Source organism: Streptomyces sp. SYP-A7185 (genome assembly GCF_046103685.1).
Taxonomy (GTDB): domain Bacteria; phylum Actinomycetota; class Actinomycetes; order Streptomycetales; family Streptomycetaceae; genus Streptomyces.
The window spans coordinates 3,236,306-3,251,635 of record NZ_CP122310.1; the positions used below are offsets into that span (position 1 = coordinate 3,236,306).

The window sequence follows — 15,330 nt, forward strand, 5'->3', positions numbered from 1 at the left end:
GTCCTCTCACGGCGTACGTGGTTGCCTGGCCACCATGATTGTGTGGCTCAACGGCAGCTTCGGCGCGGGCAAGACCACCACGGCCGAGGGACTGGTCCGGCTGCTGCCCGACGCCCGGCTCTTCGACGCCGAAGAGGTCGGGTACATGCTGCACCACGTCCTCGGCCCGCTCCAGGAGGAGGCCGACTTCCAGCACTGGCCGCCGTGGCGGGCCCTGGTCGTCGAGACGGCGCGGCAGCTGCTCGCGTACAAGGGCGGGACGCTGGTCGTGCCGCAGACGGTGCTCGTGGAGGAGTACTGGCGGGAGCTGCACGAAGGGCTGGGCCAACTGGACGTCCCCGTCCACCATTTCGTGCTGCACACCGACTCCGGGACCCTGACCCGGCGCATCGAGGCCGACACCCCGGCCTTCGTCCCCTGGCGCCTGGCCCACGTCGTCCCCTACCAGGAGGCGCTGCCCTGGCTGCGGCGGGCGGGCGAGGTGATCGACACGACGGACACGCCGCCGGACGAGGTCGCGCGGCGCATCGCGGCGAAAGTCGTTGGATCGGAGAGGAGTTGAGCGGATAGCGTCCGCGCCCATGACCGACACCCCCTCCGCACCCCAGCCCGAGGCCTCCACCCAGGAGACCGCCACCGCCCAGAACCTGCCGCCCCGTCTCACCCGCCTCACCTTCCACGGCCCGCTCTCCGAGGCGAGGGCCGCCCGTATCGTCGAGCGCACCGCGCCCGGGGCCGCCGCCGGCTCGGTGCTCGATCTCGGCTGTGGCTGGGGCGAGTTGCTGCTGCGCGTCCTCGAAGCCGCTCCGGGCGCCACCGGCGTGGGCGTCGACCTCTCGGCCGATGACCTGGCCAGGGGCCGGGCCGCCGCCGAGGAGCGCGGCCTGGCCGAGCGGGTCTCCTTCGTCGAGGAGTCGGCGACGGACACCACCCGCGGGCCCGCCGACCTCGTGCTGTGTCTGGGCGCGAGCCACGCGCTCAGCTCCACCGAGCCGCCCGGCCACACCGAGGCGGCCCTGCGCGCACTGCGCGGCCTGGTCAACCCCGGTGGCCGCGTCGTCCTGGGCGAGGGTTTCTGGCAGCGCACGCCCACCGCCGACGAACTCTCCGGGATGTGGCCCGATGCCCACGTCGGCGAGCACCTCTACCTGGGCGACCTCGTGGACGCGGCGATCGCCGCGGGCTTCCGTCCGGTGTGGGTGGAGACGGCGAGCGCGGAGGAGTGGGAGGAGTTCGAGTCCGGCTACCGCGCGGACGTGGAGGAATGGCTGGCCGCCCACCCCGGCCACCCGCTGGCAGCCGAGACCCGGGAGAAGGTCGACCGCCAGCGCTCCAGTTGGCTGCGGGGCTACCGCCAGGCGCTCGGGATCGCCTATCTGACCTTGATGCCGGTGGCCTGAGACCCGTCGAACCACGCCTCGGCCAGCGCGTCGAGCGTCGGTTCCGGCGGGGCGGGCAGCTCCCGCAGGTACCAGGGCAGATTGCTGTAGACGTGGAGCAGGGTGTGGGCGAGGAGTTCCCGCGGCTCGAAGACACGGCCGTAGGCCCGCATGAAGCGGCCCAGGAGCCCTGGTTCCGCGCGCGTGACGAAGAGGCCGACGCCGACGAAGTCGTACGCCGGGTCCCCGATCATGGCGGGCTCGAAGTCGAAGAGCCCGGTGAGGTGAGGCCGCCCGCCGAGGGGGCGGGCGGGAGCGTCGGGGCCTGAGTGCCCTGTGGGGCTTGTGGGGTCTGAGTGTCCTGCGGGGTCTACGAGGCCTGCGGTGTCTACGGGGCTCATGTCGCCGCCCATGGGGCTGACCAGCAGATGCTGCCGCATGAACTCGGTGTGCAGGAGGGCGGGAGGCGCGTCGGCCCGTAGCGGCACCGCGTCCAGGAAACCGGGGATCTGCTCCACCCAGCTCTCCGGCAGCCCGCACTTCCGCTGGCGCCGGACGGCCACGGCGCGCTGCCGGTCGAGGAAGGCTCCCCAGTCGCCGGGCCCGAGCACATCGGTGAGGGGCCCGGGGTCCAGGGCGTGCAGCGCGGCGAGCGCCTCCCCCGCCTCGGTGACCAGACGCTCCCGGTCGGCGTGCGGGATGCGGGGCCAGGCGGCGGCGAGGTCGTCGCCGGGCAGGCGGGACATCAGCACGTACCGCCAGCCGTTCTCGTACGCCCCGGACGCGTGCACCCGCGGTGTGGGGACGGGCAGCCGCCCCTGAAGATGGCTCAACACCCGCTCCTCGACGAGGCCGTCGTCGGCAGCGGCGCCGGGGAAGAGCTTGAGCACGAGGTCGTCCCCGACGGCGTAGACGGGCTGTGTCCCCTCCGTGAACCGGTCGAGCGGCGCTCCGGCGAGGCCGAGCCTGCGGCAGAGTTCCTCGACGCCGGGCCGCATGACGGCCTCGTCGGGGACGACGACATCCCATTGCTCGTCGGTGTCCACGGGGGGCAGCATGATCGGCACGGTAGGAGGGGGTCGGGGCGGCGGCAACGTATTTACGGGCGATCCGGCGCGTACGGCGAGGAGCCGGCCGCACGACCGACACGTACCGCACGCGCTCGCGCTCGCGACACCAACGCTCGCGACACCGAGACGGACGGGACGGGCGGGACGGACGGGGAGGACGAGGCGGACGAGGCGGACGAGGCGGACGAGGCGGACGAGGCGGACGGGGCGGCGATACCGCGACACCGAGACGGAACGGGCGGACGGACGGGGCGGCGATACCGACCGAAGTCTGCGGCTCATCGACTTTCGGCCGCTCCCCCGCGGGCACCCGCCCGCCTAGCGTCGAGGACATGACCAGCGAAGAGCACTTCGGCCCCGTCCCGCTCGGCAAGGACCGGACGACGGTCCTCGGTTACCCGCGCGGCGACCTGCTGACCATCCTCATCGGCATGCCGGTCCTCGGCCTCGTGCTCGGGCTCGCCCTGCCGCCCCTGGCCCGGTGGCTGAGCGATCTGCCGGTGCTGCCCTGGCGGGACGGCGTCACGTTCGTCGGCACGCTGGACGAGCCGTGGCAGACGGCGGTCGCGGTGGGCGTCGGTCTGGTGGCCGGGCCCCTGCTCGCGGTCACGGACATGGAGGAGACCCCGAAGCTGAGGCTGTCCGACCGGGAGCTGGAGATCGAGCAGCACGCCCACACGCGGACCATCGAACGCGCCCGCGTCTCCGCGGTGTTCCTGGACGGCAAGGATCTGGTGGTCCTTGACGAGACGTCACGTCAGTTCGCGCGGGGCGAGCGGAAGGCGGGGGCACCGGCAGTGGCGCGGGCGTTCCGCTCGCACGGCTACCCGTGGCGGGACGCCGACCCGCACGCGGCCCTGTTCCGGCGCTGGATCCCCGGGGCTCCGGGCCTGCCCGCCGAGCCGCAGGCGGTCCTCGCGGCACGGAAGGTGGCGCTGAAGAGCGAGGCCAAGGAGGACGTCAGGGACCTCGCCGAGACGCTTCAGGGTCTGGGATTTGTCGTACGGGACGAGGGCAAGGACCAGTACTGGCGCCCGCTGGCGACGGGGGCGCCGGAGGCGGAGACGGACGAGCGGGGCGGCGACGCCCGGGCTTGAGCGCCGCCGCCCCGCGGAGAAGACCGCACGAGCCGCCGAAATCAGAAGAGATCAGAACGAGGGCAGCCGGCCTCAGAAGACGAAGGGCCCGGGCGCCTGCGCCGACGTGGCGTTGCAGGTCACGCTGATCCCGAGGACCACGACGGTCAGGGACTTGCCCTCCAGGCTGTCGCCGGTGGCGACGGTCCCGTCGAGCGGCCCGGTGGACACCTCGCCGCCGGCGGGGATGGCGGGGTTGGAGCTGCCGGTGAAGGTGGCGGTGTCCGTGCCGTTCTTGGTGAGGGTGAGGGTCGAGTCGACGGAGTTGGCGGCGATGTCGATGGGGGCGGAGATCGCCGAGGTGGAGACGCTGATGGTGGCGGCGGTGCCGTCCTGGGTGGCCTTGAGCGTGGCCGAGCCCGAGCCGTACGACCCGCAGTCGAACGAGATGGTCGCGGTGTCCGGGGTGACGGCGGTAGCGGCGGGCGCGAGCACCATCGCCCCGACGGCGACGAGCCCGACCCCGAGCGCCGACCCGGCCCCGAACCTGGCCACGCCGAACTTGGCCGCACCGAATCTGCTTTGCCTACCGACTGCACGAATGCCATGCCTCATGGGGGGCCTGCCTTCAAGTGGGGGGATTACCGAGGGGGAGGGACGAGACGTACCAACTGGCCGACTGGCCGACTGAACGCTCTGAGCGCTCTGACGCTCCAACAACCTGACGCACAGTCAGCGTCTCGTACCGCGCTCATTGAGGCACGAGCCCCTAGAGGTCACAAGAGACACTCGGAAATCCTTGACATGCTACGGCCAATTTCGGCCGCACCGCCCCGACCAGGGCAAAATGGCGATCATGACCTCGCCCCAGACCTATCAGCCGGTCCTCGACCGCATCGCGGCGGAGATCGAGAAGACGCCGGGGCGCGGCAAGCCCGCCGACTACATCCCGGCGCTCGCCGCCTGCGACCCGCGCCGCTTCGGCATGGCCGTGGCGGAGCCGGACGGCACGGTATACGGGGTGGGCGACTGGCGGCAGCCGTTCTCCGCCCAGTCCATCACCAAGGTGTTCACGCTCGCGCTCGACCTGGCGCGCGAGGGCGACGCCCTGTGGAGCCACGTGGGCCGCGAGCCCTCCGGCAACCCCTTCAACTCGCTCGTGCAGCTGGAGTACGAGAGCGGGATTCCGCGCAATCCCTTCATCAACGCGGGCGCGCTCGTGGTCACCGACCGCCTCCAGACCCAGACGGGGGACGCGGCGGCCACGCTCCTCGAACTCCTGCGCGCGGAGAGCGGCAACGACGGGCTGAAGATCAACGAGAGCGTCGCCGCCTCCGAGTCCGCGTTCGGGGACCGCAACGCGGCGCTCGGCCACTTCATGGCGTCGTACGGAAACATCGCCAACCCCGTGCCGGTGCTCCTGAACCAGTACTTCCGCCAGTGCTCCGTAGAGGCGTCCTGCGCCGACCTGGCCCTGGCCACCGGCTTCCTGGCCCGCCACGGCATCCGCGCGGACGGCACCCGCCTGCTCAGCCGCAGCCAGGCCAAGCAGGTCAACGCGATCATGCTGACCTGCGGCACGTACGACGCGGCGGGCGAATTCGCCTACCGGGTGGGCCTGCCCGGCAAGAGCGGAGTGGGCGGCGGCATCATCGCCGTGGTCCCCGGCCACTGCACGCTCTGCGTCTGGAGCCCGGGCCTGGACGAACGCGGCAACTCGGTATCGGGAGTAGCAGCCCTGGACCGCTTCACCACCCTGACGGGCCTGTCGGTGTTCTGAACACCCCGGCGGAAGCCACCACGGGGGAGCCACGAACCCCGGCCACGAACCCCGGAGAGAAAAGCGGCAGACGAGTCGGGCTGTACGCCGGGTTCTGTCGCCCGGGCGCCTTGCGGCGGCCGGGGAGACGGCCATCCATCTAGGGTCCGCATTGCTGCGGACCTCGTGCGGTCTACCCGCGGACTCGGGCGGGCAGCCCTCGAACGTCCGCGCAGAACCGCCGCCTTTCGCAAAGCGGCGCTTCCTTTTGACCTTGCTCCAGGTGGGGTTTACCTAGCCGCCTGAGTCACCTCAGGCGCTGGTGGTCTCTTACACCACCGTTTCACCCTTACCGGGGGCCGAAGCCTCCGGCGGTCTGTTTTCTGTGGCACTGTCCCGCGGGTCACCCCGGGTGGCCGTTAGCCACCACCTTGCCCTGTGGAGCCCGGACGTTCCTCGGGAAGAGCCCCTGGTGAGGGGAGCTTCACGCGGCCGTCCGCCCGGCTCGTCTGCCGTGCCGACCATGCTACCCGCCTCGACCCCGCTCCCCGGCCCGCGGACGGCCCCGTCGCCAGGAACGAGCCCGCCAGGATCAGGGCGAAGGAGGCCGCGATGCCCGCCGTGAAGGGTTCGGAGAGGAACGCCACGCCCGCCGCCACCGCCACCGCCGGGTTCACGTAGGTGAAGACCACCGCTCGCGTCGGGCCCGCCTCGCGGATGAGTTCCAGGAAGACGACGAACGCCAGGGCCGTGCAGATGACGCCCAGGCCCGCCAGGGAGGCCAGCGTCGGGGCGTCCGGGACGGCGGAGGGCCAGGTCATCGCCGCCGGGACGGCGTACACCGCGGCCGCCAGCGTCAGGCAGGGCGCGATCAGCTGGAGCGTGGGCACCGACTTCAGGTGGCGGGCCACGATCAGGGGGGCGATCGCGTAGCCGAGCGCGGTGAGCAGGACCTCCGTGAGGGACCAGGCGTCACCGCCGGTGAGGTGCGGGACTGTCAGGACCGCCACTCCCCCGAGGCCGAGGCCCAGACCCGCGAGGCGGCGCGCGCCCAGCCGCTCCGTGTCGCCGAAGAAGCGCGCCAGCAGGGCGCCGATGATCGGCACGGCGGCGATCAGCAGGCCCGCCGTGGAGCTGGAGAGGTGGCGCTCGGCGTCCGTCAGGGTCCACCAGGGGCCCAGGATCTCGATGCAGGCGAAGGCCAGCATCGCCTTCCAGTGTTCGCGCAGGACGCGGGTGAGGCCTCCTTGCCGCAGGGCGAACGGCAGCAGCAGCGCGGCGCCGAGCGCACAGCGGGTGAAGACCACCATCGACGGCGAGAGGTCTTCGACCGCCACTTTGATCATCAGATACGGGATGCCCCAGAGGACGCCCATCACGGAGAAGAGGAACCAGCCGCGTGCAGTCATGCGGGCAGTTTCCGGCCGGTCAGCGCCCGCCGTCTTGAACGCCGTTGCGGTACGAGGGCCGGTCGAACGCGGCTCGCCGGTACGCCGCCGGGGTCACCCCGAGGATGCGGCGGAACCACCGGGTCAGGTGCGCCTGGTCGGCGAAGCCCACTAGGGACGCCGCCTCCGCGGGCCGCAGCCCTCCGTCCAGGAGCGCGCGGGCCCGGGTCACGCGGTGCTGGGCGAGCCAGGCGTACGGCGGCATCCCCGTCGACGTACGGAAGGCGCGCAGGAGTTGGTAGCGGGAGAGGCCTAGGGGTGCCGCAAGTTCGGCGAGGGAGGGCGGGGCGAGGAGCTCGTCGGCGAGCCGGTCGCGCACGGCGCGGGCGATGCGGTCGGCGCCGGGGACCGTGTCGCACAGGGGGCGGGCGGAGCCGTGTCTGCGGGCGAGGGCGGTGAGCAGCCAGGGGAGGCGTGACTCGGCCTCCAGCGGGTCGGTCTCCAGTGAGTCGGGGTGGCCGCTGAGCTCGGTGTGGGCGGCGCGCAGGGCCGCGGCGAGCTCGGGGTCGTCCAGGACCGGGTCGCGGAAGTTCGGTGCGGTCAGGGTGCCCTCGGCGAGGAGGTGCGGTGCGGGGTACATCGCCCGGTAGGCGTAGCCGCCCTGGTGGCCCGGGCCGCCGGTGTGCACTTCGCCGGCGGCGAGCACGACGATGGACCCCGGGCCCACGTCCAGCCGCCCGCCCCGGTAGTCGATGACCTCGGAGCCGCCTACGCAGACGCCGACGGTGAATTCCTCGTGGTAGTGCGGGGCGTAGCGGTGCCGGTCGAAACGGGCGGTGAGGAGGTCGAGGGGTGCGCTGCCGCCCGGGCCCAGGGAGGCGCGGGTCCACATGGCGTGCTCCCCGCGCCCACGAACGCTGCGGCCACCGCCGATGCCGGTGCTTCCCCCGCTACCACCGCTGCCACCGGTACCGCCACCGCCAGTGCAGGTGCTTCCCCCGCTGCCACCGCTGCCGGGGATGCCGCCCCCGCTGCCGCCGCCGTGCACCGTTCCCGCGCTCATGCCGCTCCCCCGTCGTCGCCTCTCGGGGGGTGCAACGCATGCGGCGTACGGACCCTTCCGAGGTCAGCCGAACTCGGCCGTCTCCAGCTCGAAGCCGAACGGCCCGGGGAGGGGCACCGCCTTGCCGAAGGGGCGCGTGCGGCGGGCTTCGGCTCGTCGGTGGGGTGCGTGGCGGTTGGGCTTGACCTTGTCGCAGCGTCAACGTTTCTACTGGCCTCATGAACGGAACGAGCGGGCAGGGCGGGATGCGGATCGGTGAGCTCGCCGGGGTCGTCGGGGTCACCACGCGGGCGATCAGGCACTATCACCACCTCGGGCTGCTGCCCGAGCCGGAGCGGCGGGCCAACGGGTACCGCGAGTACGGGCTGCGGCACGCCGTCGCGCTCGCGCGGATCCGGCGGCTCACCGAGCTGGGACTCGGGCTCGCCGAGGTGCGGGACGTCCTCGCGGACGACGCGGGGCGCGAGCTCGCCGAGGTGCTCGGTGAGCTGGACGCGGATCTCGCCCGGCAGGAGGCCGCGATCCGGGAGCGGCGGGAGCGGCTGCGGGTCCTCCTGGACGACGCGAGGCGCGGGGTCCTGTCCGCCGAGGGGCCGGTCTCCCCCGAACTGGGCGAGTTCTTCGCCGAAGTGGCCCGTTCCACCCCCGGCCGCGAGGGGCCCGAGTCGCCGATGGCCGTGAAGGACCGGGAGCTGCTCGCGCTGATCGACACCACCGCGCGCCCGGAGGACCGGGACAAGCTGCTCGCCGCGCTGCGTCCGGCGCTGACCACTCCGGGGGCGGTGGAGCGCGCGCACGAGGTGTACGCGCTGCTCGACGCCCTCGCGTACGCCGATCTCGCCGACCTCGCCGACCCCCGTACGGAGGCAGCCGTGGACGAGGCCGCGCGGGCGCTCGCCGGGGCGCTGCCCGATTCCCTCCTGGAGGAGCTGGGCACGCAGGGCGTACGGGCCGTGGCCGAGGGAGTCGGCTCGGGCGATGACCGGTTCCTGGAGGCCTTCTTCTCGGAGTTCGCGCCCGCGCAGGTGGCGGCCGTGCAGCGTGCGATGCGGCTGCTGATCGAGCGGGGTGCGCGGTGAGGAGGCTGGGGGCGGGGCGGGGAGCGGGGCGCGTGACTGGGCTGGTGCGGGGGCTCGCCTGGGTGCTCCTGCCGCTGGAAGCCGTCCTTCTGACCTGCCTGCTGGGCGGGGTCCCGCTTCCCGTGAACGTACTGATCGGCGTGGAGGCCGTCGCTCTGGCGCTGCTCGTGACCGAGGGCGTGTTGCTCACGCTCGTGTACCGGCGGGGTGGGCGTGCGGCGGTCACCGAGGTCGTGCCGGAGCCGGTGCGGCGGATCGTCGCGCACGAGGTGCGGGCGCTGACCAGCCTGGCCTTGTGGGTGACGCGGCGGCGGCACGGGGTGCGGGAGGGGGATCTAGCCTTCGGGCACGCCCGCGATCAGGCCGCGATGCTGTACGGCTTCGTGTTCGTCTGCGTCGTGGAGACCGTCGGGCTCGCCGTGCTGCTGCGGAACTTTCCCACGCTCCACGCCATCACTCTCTTCATCGACGTCTACGGCGTCGTCCTGATGCTCGGCGTGCACGCGGCCTCCGTGACCCGGCCGCACGTGCTGTCCGCCGACGCACTGCGCGTGCGCCACGGCGCCCACCGCGACCTGCGGATACCGCTGGGCCTGATCGCTTCCGCGAGCGGTGAGCGGCGGTTCACGCACGAGGCCGCGGACGGGGTGCTCGACATCCCGGTCGCCTCGCAGACGTCCCTCACGCTGGAGCTGACGGAGCCCGTCACGGCGGTCGGCTTTCTCGGCGGGCGCCGGGAGGTGACGACGGTACGGCTGCATTCGGACGAGCCGGCGAAGCTTTTGGCCGCCGTCCGGAAGGTGCTCTCGGCGGCCGTGGCTCCGACGGCCGTGGCTCCGGGGGCCGTGGTTCCGACGGCTGTGGCTCCGGGGGCCGTGGTTCCGGGGGTCGGGGCCTTGGGGCCTGTCGCCCCGGGGCGCGGCACCCGAGGGCCCGCTACCCCGGGGCAGGCGCCCGCGCCGCCCCTCACGTAGGCGCGGCCCCCCACCACCTAGCCCGGCCCCTCCCACTGACGCGCACCCTCACGCAGGCGCGAACCGCACCTTCGCCGTCCCCGGGTCGGCCTGGGTGAGGCGGACCCGTAGCCGCTCGCCCAGGGGAAGCGCGCCCGTGCCACCCTCGATGCGGGCGACGATCGCGGGGTCGGTCAACTGGACGGTGCCGACAGCCGGTTCCCGCTCCTGGACGTCCACCACCACCGCGTCGAACAGTTCGCCCACCCGGTCCTTGAGCAGCGCGGCCTCCACGAGGTCCACGCACTCGCGCTCCACGGTGTTGGCGCGCCGCGTCCCCTCCGCCATCTCCTTGGGCAGCTCGGGCAGCGCGGCGAGCACCCACTCGGGGGGCTCGTCCCCGGCGGCCGCGGCCACGCACAGCTCGGAGGCGTACCGGTCGACGAGGCGGCGCAGCGGGGCGGTGCAGTGGGCGTAGGGGGCGGCGACGGCCGCGTGCGTGGTGAGGTCGGGGACCTCGCCGCCGCTGAAGGCGGTGTAGCCCGCGCCCCGCAGGAGCGTCGTGCACTCCTGGAGGAACGCGGCGTGGTGCGGTTGGCGCGGGTCGAGGGAACGGACCAGCTCGGCGTACGGAACGTGGTGGGGCCAGTCGACCTTCAGGGCCTTCGCGGTACGGCGGAGTCTGCCGACGGCGCCGTCGGGAGCGGTGGGCAGGGTACGCAGGATGCCCGCGCCCGACCGGATCATCAGCTCGGCGGCGGCCATGCCGGTGAGCAGGGAGATCTGGGCGTTCCAGCCGTCGGCGGGGAGGGGGGCGCGGAAGTCGAGTGCGTACGTGCCGTCGCGCTCGACGATCTCCTGTTCGGGCACGTTGAGGGAGATGCCGCCCCGCTCGATCTCCAGCTGCTCGCGCAGCCGGCCGATGTCGGCGAGCAGGGCGAGGGGCTCCTCGGCGGTGCCGTCGTCGATGGACCGCTGTACGCCGTCGTAGTCGAGTTTCGCGCGGCTGCGGACGAGGGCGCGGCGCACGTCGGTGGAGACGGCGCGGCCCTCACCGTCGAGGTCGATGGTCCACAGGACCGCCGGGCAGTCCTGGCCCGGCAGCAGGCTGGCGGCGCCCTCGCTGAGCGCGGTGGGGTGCAGCGGCACTTTCTCGTCGGGGAAGTAGAGGGTGGTGACGCGCCGGTGCGCCTCGGAGTCGAGGGGGCCGCCCGGCGTGACGTACGCGGCGACGTCGGCGATGGCGTACCGCACCCGGTAGCCGCCGGCGTCGCGCCGGGACAGGTGCATGGCCTGGTCGAGGTCGACGGAGGTGGGCGGATCGATGGTGAAGAGGGGGACGTCGGTCGCGTCGTACGCGGGCAGCCGGGGCGCGACGACGGCGCGTTCCGCCTCGGCGAGCACGTCCCCGGCAAAGCCCTCGGGAACATCCAAGGTCGTACGCAGCTCACGCAGCGCCCCCCGCAACGGGGCTTCGGCTGCGCCGGTCACACGGAGATGGCGACGGGGCATGGGTCGAGCGTAGGCGGCGGGGGGCTGGGCGGCACGGTGGCCGGGTTGAGGGGCGGGAGCGGCGCAGGTGTGCGGCTCGGGGGCGGGGAGGCCTCGGGGGTCGCGGGGGGTGGCTGGGGGTGGCTCGGTGGCGAGGTGGCACGGCGGTGCGATCCCCGGGGGGCAGGTGAGGCGGTGCGCTCGGGGCGGGACAGGTGCGGCTGCGGTTGCGGCTGGAGTACGGGGCGGCGCTGTGGGAGCAACAGGTCAGAGGCGGCAGGGCGCGACGGCCGGGTGGTTCGGGGCAGGGCCGGCATGGGGGCGCGACTTGCAGACAGGGCGGCACGGTGGCGGGCTCGAACGCGGAGCAGCGCGGTGGCTGGGTCCAGGGGTCGGGCAGCTCGGGGCGGCGCGGGACACGGCTCGGGGCCGGGTGGCGCGGGGCAGGGTGGCGCGGGGCGTGGCTCGGGTGGGGTCGTGGGGGACGGTCGGTTCGGGGGGTGTCGTGCGGGGGGTGCGGGTGCGGGTGCGGGTCAGGGGGTCCTGGGGGGAGCTTGGCTTTGGGGCGGCATGCGTTGGGTGGGGCTTGGGGGCGATTACGCTGGCCGCGGGGCCGCATCCCCTCCCCGTAGAACCTGAAGGAGATCCATGCTCGTCCTGTTGCCGCCCTCCGAAGGCAAGGCGTCCTCCGGCCGTGGCACCCCCCTGAAGCCGGAGTCGCTCTCCCTGCCGGCGCTCGCGGACGCGCGGCAGGCCGTGCTCGACGAGCTGGTCGAGCTCTGCGTGGCGGACGAGGAGAAGGCGCGTGAAGTGCTCGGCCTGAGCGAGGGCCTGCGCGGCGAGGTCGCCAAGAACGCCGAGCTGCGTACGGCGGGTGCGCGCCCCGCAGGCGAGATCTACACCGGCGTCCTGTACGACGCCCTCGGCCTCGCCACGCTGGACGCCGCCGCCAAGCGCCGCGCGGCCCGTTCGCTCCTGGTCTTCTCCGGGCTGTGGGGCGCCGTCCGCGTCACCGACCGCATCCCCTCGTACCGCTGCTCGATGGGCGTGAAGCTGCCGGGGCTCGGTGCGCTGGGCGCGTACTGGCGTGCGCCGATGGCCGCCGCGATGCCCGAAGCCGCGGGCGACGGTCTCGTGCTGGACCTGCGGTCATCCGCGTACACGGCCGCGTGGAAGCCGAAGGGTGAGGTCGCGGACCGTACGGCGACCGTGCGGGTGCTGCACGCGCAGCTGGTCGACGGCGTCGAGAAGCGTTCCGTCGTCTCGCACTTCAACAAGGCCACCAAGGGCCGCATCGTCCGCTCCCTCCTGGAGACCGGCACGCAGCCGAAGGACCCGGCCGAACTGGTGGAGGCCCTGCGGGACCTCGGCCACGTGGTCGAGGCGCAGGCTCCCGCGAAGGCGGGCAAGGCTTGGGCGCTCGATGTCGTGGTGCGCGAGATTCACTGAGGTGTGGGAGTTCCACTGAGGTGCGGGAGTTTCACTGAGGTGCGCGAAATCCACTGAGCGGCGCGGGATTCACTGAGGTGCGGGAGGGTTCGTTGCATCATACGCAACGCCCTTTGCGCATGCTGCTTGGGGCGAGGCAGGATGCACCCATGACTTCCCCCTCCGTGCTCGATCTCGCCCCCGTCGTTCCCGTCGTCGTCGTGGAGGACCTCGCCGACGCCGTACCGCTGGCGCGGGCGCTGGTCGCGGGCGGGCTGCCCGCGATCGAGGTGACGCTGCGGACGCCGGTCGCGCTCGACGCGATCCGGGCGATCGCGGCGGAGGTGCCGGGTGCGGTGGTCGGCGCGGGCACGGTGATCTCGCCCCAGGGCGTCGCGGAGTCCGTGGACGCGGGGGCCCGTTTCCTGGTGAGCCCGGGGTGGACCGACACGCTGCTGGCCGCCATGAAGGCGTCCGGGGTGCCGTTCCTGCCGGGGGTCTCCACGACGTCCGAGGTTGTGGCGCTGCTGGAGCGGGGGGTGCGCGAGATGAAGTTCTTCCCGGCGGAGGCCGCCGGTGGCACCGCCTATCTCAAGTCGCTCGGCGGGCCGCTGCCGCAGGCCCGTTTCTGCCCCACGGGCGGGATCGGGCTGGGCTCGGCGCCGTCGTATCTCGCGCTGAAGAACGTGGGGTGTGTGGGCGGGACTTGGATGCTGCCTGCGGGGGCCGTGGCGGCGAAGGACTGGGGGCGGGTCGAGGCGTTGGCCCGCGAGGCGGCGGCTCTTCGCTAGGCCTTGGGCCCTGGCCTTGGGGGGCTGTGCGGCTTCGGATGCGGGTGCGGGTGCGGGTGCGGGTGCGGGTGCGGGTGTGTGGGGGCTGGTCGCGCAGTTCCCCGCGCCCCTTCGGGGGCTGAGGTCGGCACTCTTCTGCGCGTCCCTCATGGCTGAGCGCGCCGTTCCTCGCGCCCCTACGGGGCCGACCCTCGTACACCACCGCGCGTACGTCGTGGCTCAGCGCGCCGTTCCCCGCGCCCCTACGGGGCCCGACCCCCGTACACCACCGCGCGTACGTCGTGGCTCAGCGCGCCGTTCCCCGCGCCCCTACGGGGCCCGACCCCCGTACACCACCGCGCGTACGTCGTCGCTGAGCGCGCCGTTCCCCGCGCCCCTACGGGGCCCGACCCCCGTACACCACCGCCGCGCCCCGCAGGGGCGCGGGGAACTGCGCGGTCGGCCCCCACTCGCCCGCAGGGAAAACGACGTCGCCCAGGCGGCCCCCCAGCCCTACCGCAGGTGCGACGTGTCGTTCAGTAGGCGGACCGAGGCGTTGCCGTCGGCGTAGTACGCCACCGCCGATACCGACGCCGCCGAGAGTTCCATGCGGAACAGGGACTCCGGAGGTGCGCCCAGGGCCAGGCGGACCAGGGTCTTGATCGGGGTGACGTGGGTGACCAGGAGTACCGTGCGGCCCGCGTACTCCGCTGTCAGGCGGTCTCGGGCCGCCGACACCCGCTGAGCCACCGAGGCGAAGGACTCCCCTCCGGGCGACGCCACCTCGGGCGAGGCCAGCCATGCGTTCAGCTCCTCGGGGCGGCGCGACCGCACCTCGCCGAAGGTGAGGCCCTCCCATGCCCCGAAGTCCGTCTCGCGCAGCCCCTCGTCGACGCGGACGTCGAGGCCGAGGCGGGCCGCCACCGCCTGCGCGGTCTCCTGGCAGCGCTTCAGGGGCGAGGAGACGATCGCCTGGATCGTGCCCCGCGCGGCGAACGCCGCCGCCGCGCGCTCGGCCTGCTCCCGCCCCACCTCGGAGAGGGACGGGTCGGTCCCGCCGCTGCCCGAGAACCGCTTCTGGGGCGTCAGCGGGGTCTCCCCGTGCCGCAGCAGCACGAAGGTCGCGGGCGCGCCCAGGTCAGCGGGCGCCGCCCAGCCGACCGTAGGGACAACAGCCTGCCCCTGCACGAGGGCGGAAGCCGCAGGGGCAACAGTGCCCGCCGTGGCCACGGGAGCCGCAGTGACCGCCGGGGCCGAAGCCGAAGCCGCAGCCGCCACGTTCCCCGCAGCCCGCGCATCCGTCCCCGTCAGCCCCGCACCCGCATCCGTCCCCGCCAGCGCCGCCCGCGCCCTCGCCGCGCCGGCGGCCGCGTCACCCGGCGGACCGGACGGCTCCGCGGCGGCCGAGCGTGCGGCTCGCGCGTCCAGTTCCGCCGTCGAGTCCGACGCCTCCCACCGCTTGCCCTGCTTGCCCGCGTCCATCGCCTCGTTGGCGAGCCGGTCCGCGTGCTTGTTCTTCTCGCGCGGGATCCACTCGTACGTCACCTGGGATGCGGGGAAGACCCGCGCGGCCTCGGCGGCGAGCGGCTTCATGTCCGGGTGCTTGATCTTCCAGCGGCCCGACATCTGCTCGACGACGAGCTTGGAGTCCATCCGGACATGGACCGAGGCGGCCGGGTCGAGCTCGTACGCAGCCTTCAGGCCGGCCACGAGACCCTTGTACTCGGCGACATTGTTCGTCGCGACGCCGATGTACTCCGCGGCTTCCCGCAGGGTCTCCCCGGTGGCCGCGTCGATGACGACCGCGCCGTAGCCCGCGGGTCCCGGGTTGCCCCGCGACCCGCCGTCGGCCTCGACGATGAACTCCCGCACCG

At 73.5% G+C, this 15,330-nt stretch carries 13 protein-coding genes, 1 other RNA gene and 1 pseudogene; 8 read left to right on the forward strand and 7 right to left on the reverse strand.

Annotated features, from left to right (window positions below):
• Nucleotides 1-34: 34 nt before the first annotated feature.
• On the forward strand, nt 35-562 hold the full coding sequence (locus QBL25_RS14250) for an AAA family ATPase (RefSeq protein ID WP_409057414.1): 528 nt from the start codon (nt 35-37) through the stop codon (nt 560-562).
• Between the two features lie 19 nt (nt 563-581).
• Nucleotides 582-1,400: an SAM-dependent methyltransferase gene (locus QBL25_RS14255; RefSeq protein WP_409057415.1), complete on the forward strand. Its 819-nt coding sequence runs from the start codon at nt 582-584 to the stop codon at nt 1,398-1,400.
• On the opposite strand, the gene QBL25_RS14260 is transcribed toward QBL25_RS14255, so the two are convergent.
• Nucleotides 1,373-2,437 (reverse strand): phosphotransferase family protein, encoded by a 1,065-nt coding sequence (locus QBL25_RS14260; protein WP_409057416.1) that lies wholly within the window; start codon nt 2,435-2,437, stop codon nt 1,373-1,375. The two genes, QBL25_RS14255 and QBL25_RS14260, sit on opposite strands and share 28 nt — an antisense overlap.
• A 344-nt stretch (nt 2,438-2,781) precedes the next feature.
• On the opposite strand from QBL25_RS14260, the gene QBL25_RS14265 reads away from it, so the two are divergent.
• The gene (locus QBL25_RS14265; protein ID WP_409057417.1) at nt 2,782-3,546 is read left to right on the forward strand and encodes a hypothetical protein; all 765 of its coding nucleotides are present in this window, start codon (nt 2,782-2,784) and stop codon (nt 3,544-3,546) included.
• Nucleotides 3,547-3,618: 72 nt separating this feature from the next.
• Here QBL25_RS14265 and QBL25_RS14270 read toward each other — a convergent pair whose 3' ends face one another.
• Nucleotides 3,619-4,023 (reverse strand): hypothetical protein, encoded by a 405-nt coding sequence (locus tag QBL25_RS14270; protein WP_409062643.1) that lies wholly within the window; start codon nt 4,021-4,023, stop codon nt 3,619-3,621.
• 349 nt (nt 4,024-4,372) lie between these two features.
• Here QBL25_RS14270 and QBL25_RS14275 point away from each other — a divergent pair, with 349 nt between their 5' ends.
• The gene (locus tag QBL25_RS14275; protein WP_409057418.1) at nt 4,373-5,305 is read left to right on the forward strand and encodes a glutaminase; all 933 of its coding nucleotides are present in this window, start codon (nt 4,373-4,375) and stop codon (nt 5,303-5,305) included.
• A 67-nt stretch (nt 5,306-5,372) separates the two neighbouring features.
• On the opposite strand, the gene rnpB is transcribed toward QBL25_RS14275, so the two are convergent.
• The 3 genes and pseudogenes from rnpB to QBL25_RS14290 form a co-directional block, all read right to left on the reverse strand.
• Nucleotides 5,373-5,792, reverse strand: an RNA gene (gene rnpB, locus QBL25_RS14280) — RNase P RNA component class A.
• 121 nt (nt 5,793-5,913) lie between these two features.
• A pseudogene (locus QBL25_RS14285) lies at nt 5,914-6,693 on the reverse strand (DMT family transporter); the annotation flags it as partial.
• A 19-nt stretch (nt 6,694-6,712) separates the two neighbouring features.
• On the reverse strand, nt 6,713-7,564 hold the full coding sequence (locus QBL25_RS14290; protein WP_409057419.1) for an AraC family transcriptional regulator: 852 nt from the start codon (nt 7,562-7,564) through the stop codon (nt 6,713-6,715).
• A 416-nt stretch (nt 7,565-7,980) separates the two neighbouring features.
• Here QBL25_RS14290 and QBL25_RS14295 point away from each other — a divergent pair, with 416 nt between their 5' ends.
• Together QBL25_RS14295 and QBL25_RS14300 are read left to right on the forward strand one after the other, a co-directional pair.
• Entirely contained in the window at nt 7,981-8,814 is an 834-nt protein-coding gene (locus tag QBL25_RS14295) for a MerR family transcriptional regulator (RefSeq protein ID WP_409062644.1), read from the forward strand.
• Nucleotides 8,815-8,846: 32 nt separating this feature from the next.
• A complete protein-coding gene (locus tag QBL25_RS14300; protein WP_409057420.1) occupies nt 8,847-9,788 on the forward strand; it encodes a hypothetical protein in 942 nt (313 codons plus the stop codon).
• Between the two features lie 48 nt (nt 9,789-9,836).
• Here QBL25_RS14300 and QBL25_RS14305 read toward each other — a convergent pair whose 3' ends face one another.
• Nucleotides 9,837-11,279, reverse strand: a complete 1,443-nt coding sequence (locus QBL25_RS14305; protein ID WP_409057421.1) for an RNB domain-containing ribonuclease — start codon at nt 11,277-11,279, stop codon at nt 9,837-9,839.
• A gap of 627 nt (nt 11,280-11,906) precedes the next feature.
• On the opposite strand from QBL25_RS14305, the gene yaaA reads away from it, so the two are divergent.
• Nucleotides 11,907-12,707: a peroxide stress protein YaaA gene (yaaA, locus tag QBL25_RS14310; RefSeq protein ID WP_409057422.1), complete on the forward strand. Its 801-nt coding sequence runs from the start codon at nt 11,907-11,909 to the stop codon at nt 12,705-12,707.
• Between the two features lie 149 nt (nt 12,708-12,856).
• Nucleotides 12,857-13,477 carry a bifunctional 4-hydroxy-2-oxoglutarate aldolase/2-dehydro-3-deoxy-phosphogluconate aldolase gene (gene eda, locus QBL25_RS14315; protein ID WP_409057423.1) on the forward strand — a complete coding sequence of 207 codons (621 nt, stop codon included), beginning with the start codon at nt 12,857-12,859 and terminating at the stop codon, nt 13,475-13,477.
• A gap of 492 nt (nt 13,478-13,969) precedes the next feature.
• Here the strand turns inward: eda and QBL25_RS14320 are convergent, their stop codons facing one another.
• Complete coding sequence (locus QBL25_RS14320; RefSeq protein WP_409062645.1) at nt 13,970-15,328, reverse strand: bifunctional RNase H/acid phosphatase; 1,359 nt, start codon at nt 15,326-15,328, stop codon at nt 13,970-13,972.
• Nucleotides 15,329-15,330 lie beyond the last annotated feature (2 nt).

Bases quoted from the DNA above. Each gene is read 5' to 3' on its own strand.
- eda (WP_409057423.1), top strand. From the start codon at position 12,857: ATGACTTCCCCCTCCGTGCTCGATCTCGCCCCCGTCGTTCCCGTCGTC.
- QBL25_RS14290 (WP_409057419.1), bottom strand. From the start codon at position 7,564: ATGTGGACCCGCGCCTCCCTGGGCCCGGGCGGCAGCGCACCCCTCGAC.
- QBL25_RS14265 (WP_409057417.1), top strand. From the start codon at position 2,782: ATGACCAGCGAAGAGCACTTCGGCCCCGTCCCGCTCGGCAAGGACCGG.
- yaaA (WP_409057422.1), top strand. From the start codon at position 11,907: ATGCTCGTCCTGTTGCCGCCCTCCGAAGGCAAGGCGTCCTCCGGCCGT.
- QBL25_RS14260 (WP_409057416.1), bottom strand. From the start codon at position 2,437: ATGCTGCCCCCCGTGGACACCGACGAGCAATGGGATGTCGTCGTCCCC.
- QBL25_RS14270 (WP_409062643.1), bottom strand. From the start codon at position 4,023: ATGGTGCTCGCGCCCGCCGCTACCGCCGTCACCCCGGACACCGCGACC.
- QBL25_RS14305 (WP_409057421.1), bottom strand. From the start codon at position 11,279: ATGCCCCGTCGCCATCTCCGTGTGACCGGCGCAGCCGAAGCCCCGTTG.
- QBL25_RS14275 (WP_409057418.1), top strand. From the start codon at position 4,373: ATGGCGATCATGACCTCGCCCCAGACCTATCAGCCGGTCCTCGACCGC.
- QBL25_RS14255 (WP_409057415.1), top strand. From the start codon at position 582: ATGACCGACACCCCCTCCGCACCCCAGCCCGAGGCCTCCACCCAGGAG.
- QBL25_RS14295 (WP_409062644.1), top strand. From the start codon at position 7,981: ATGCGGATCGGTGAGCTCGCCGGGGTCGTCGGGGTCACCACGCGGGCG.
- QBL25_RS14250 (WP_409057414.1), top strand. From the start codon at position 35: ATGATTGTGTGGCTCAACGGCAGCTTCGGCGCGGGCAAGACCACCACG.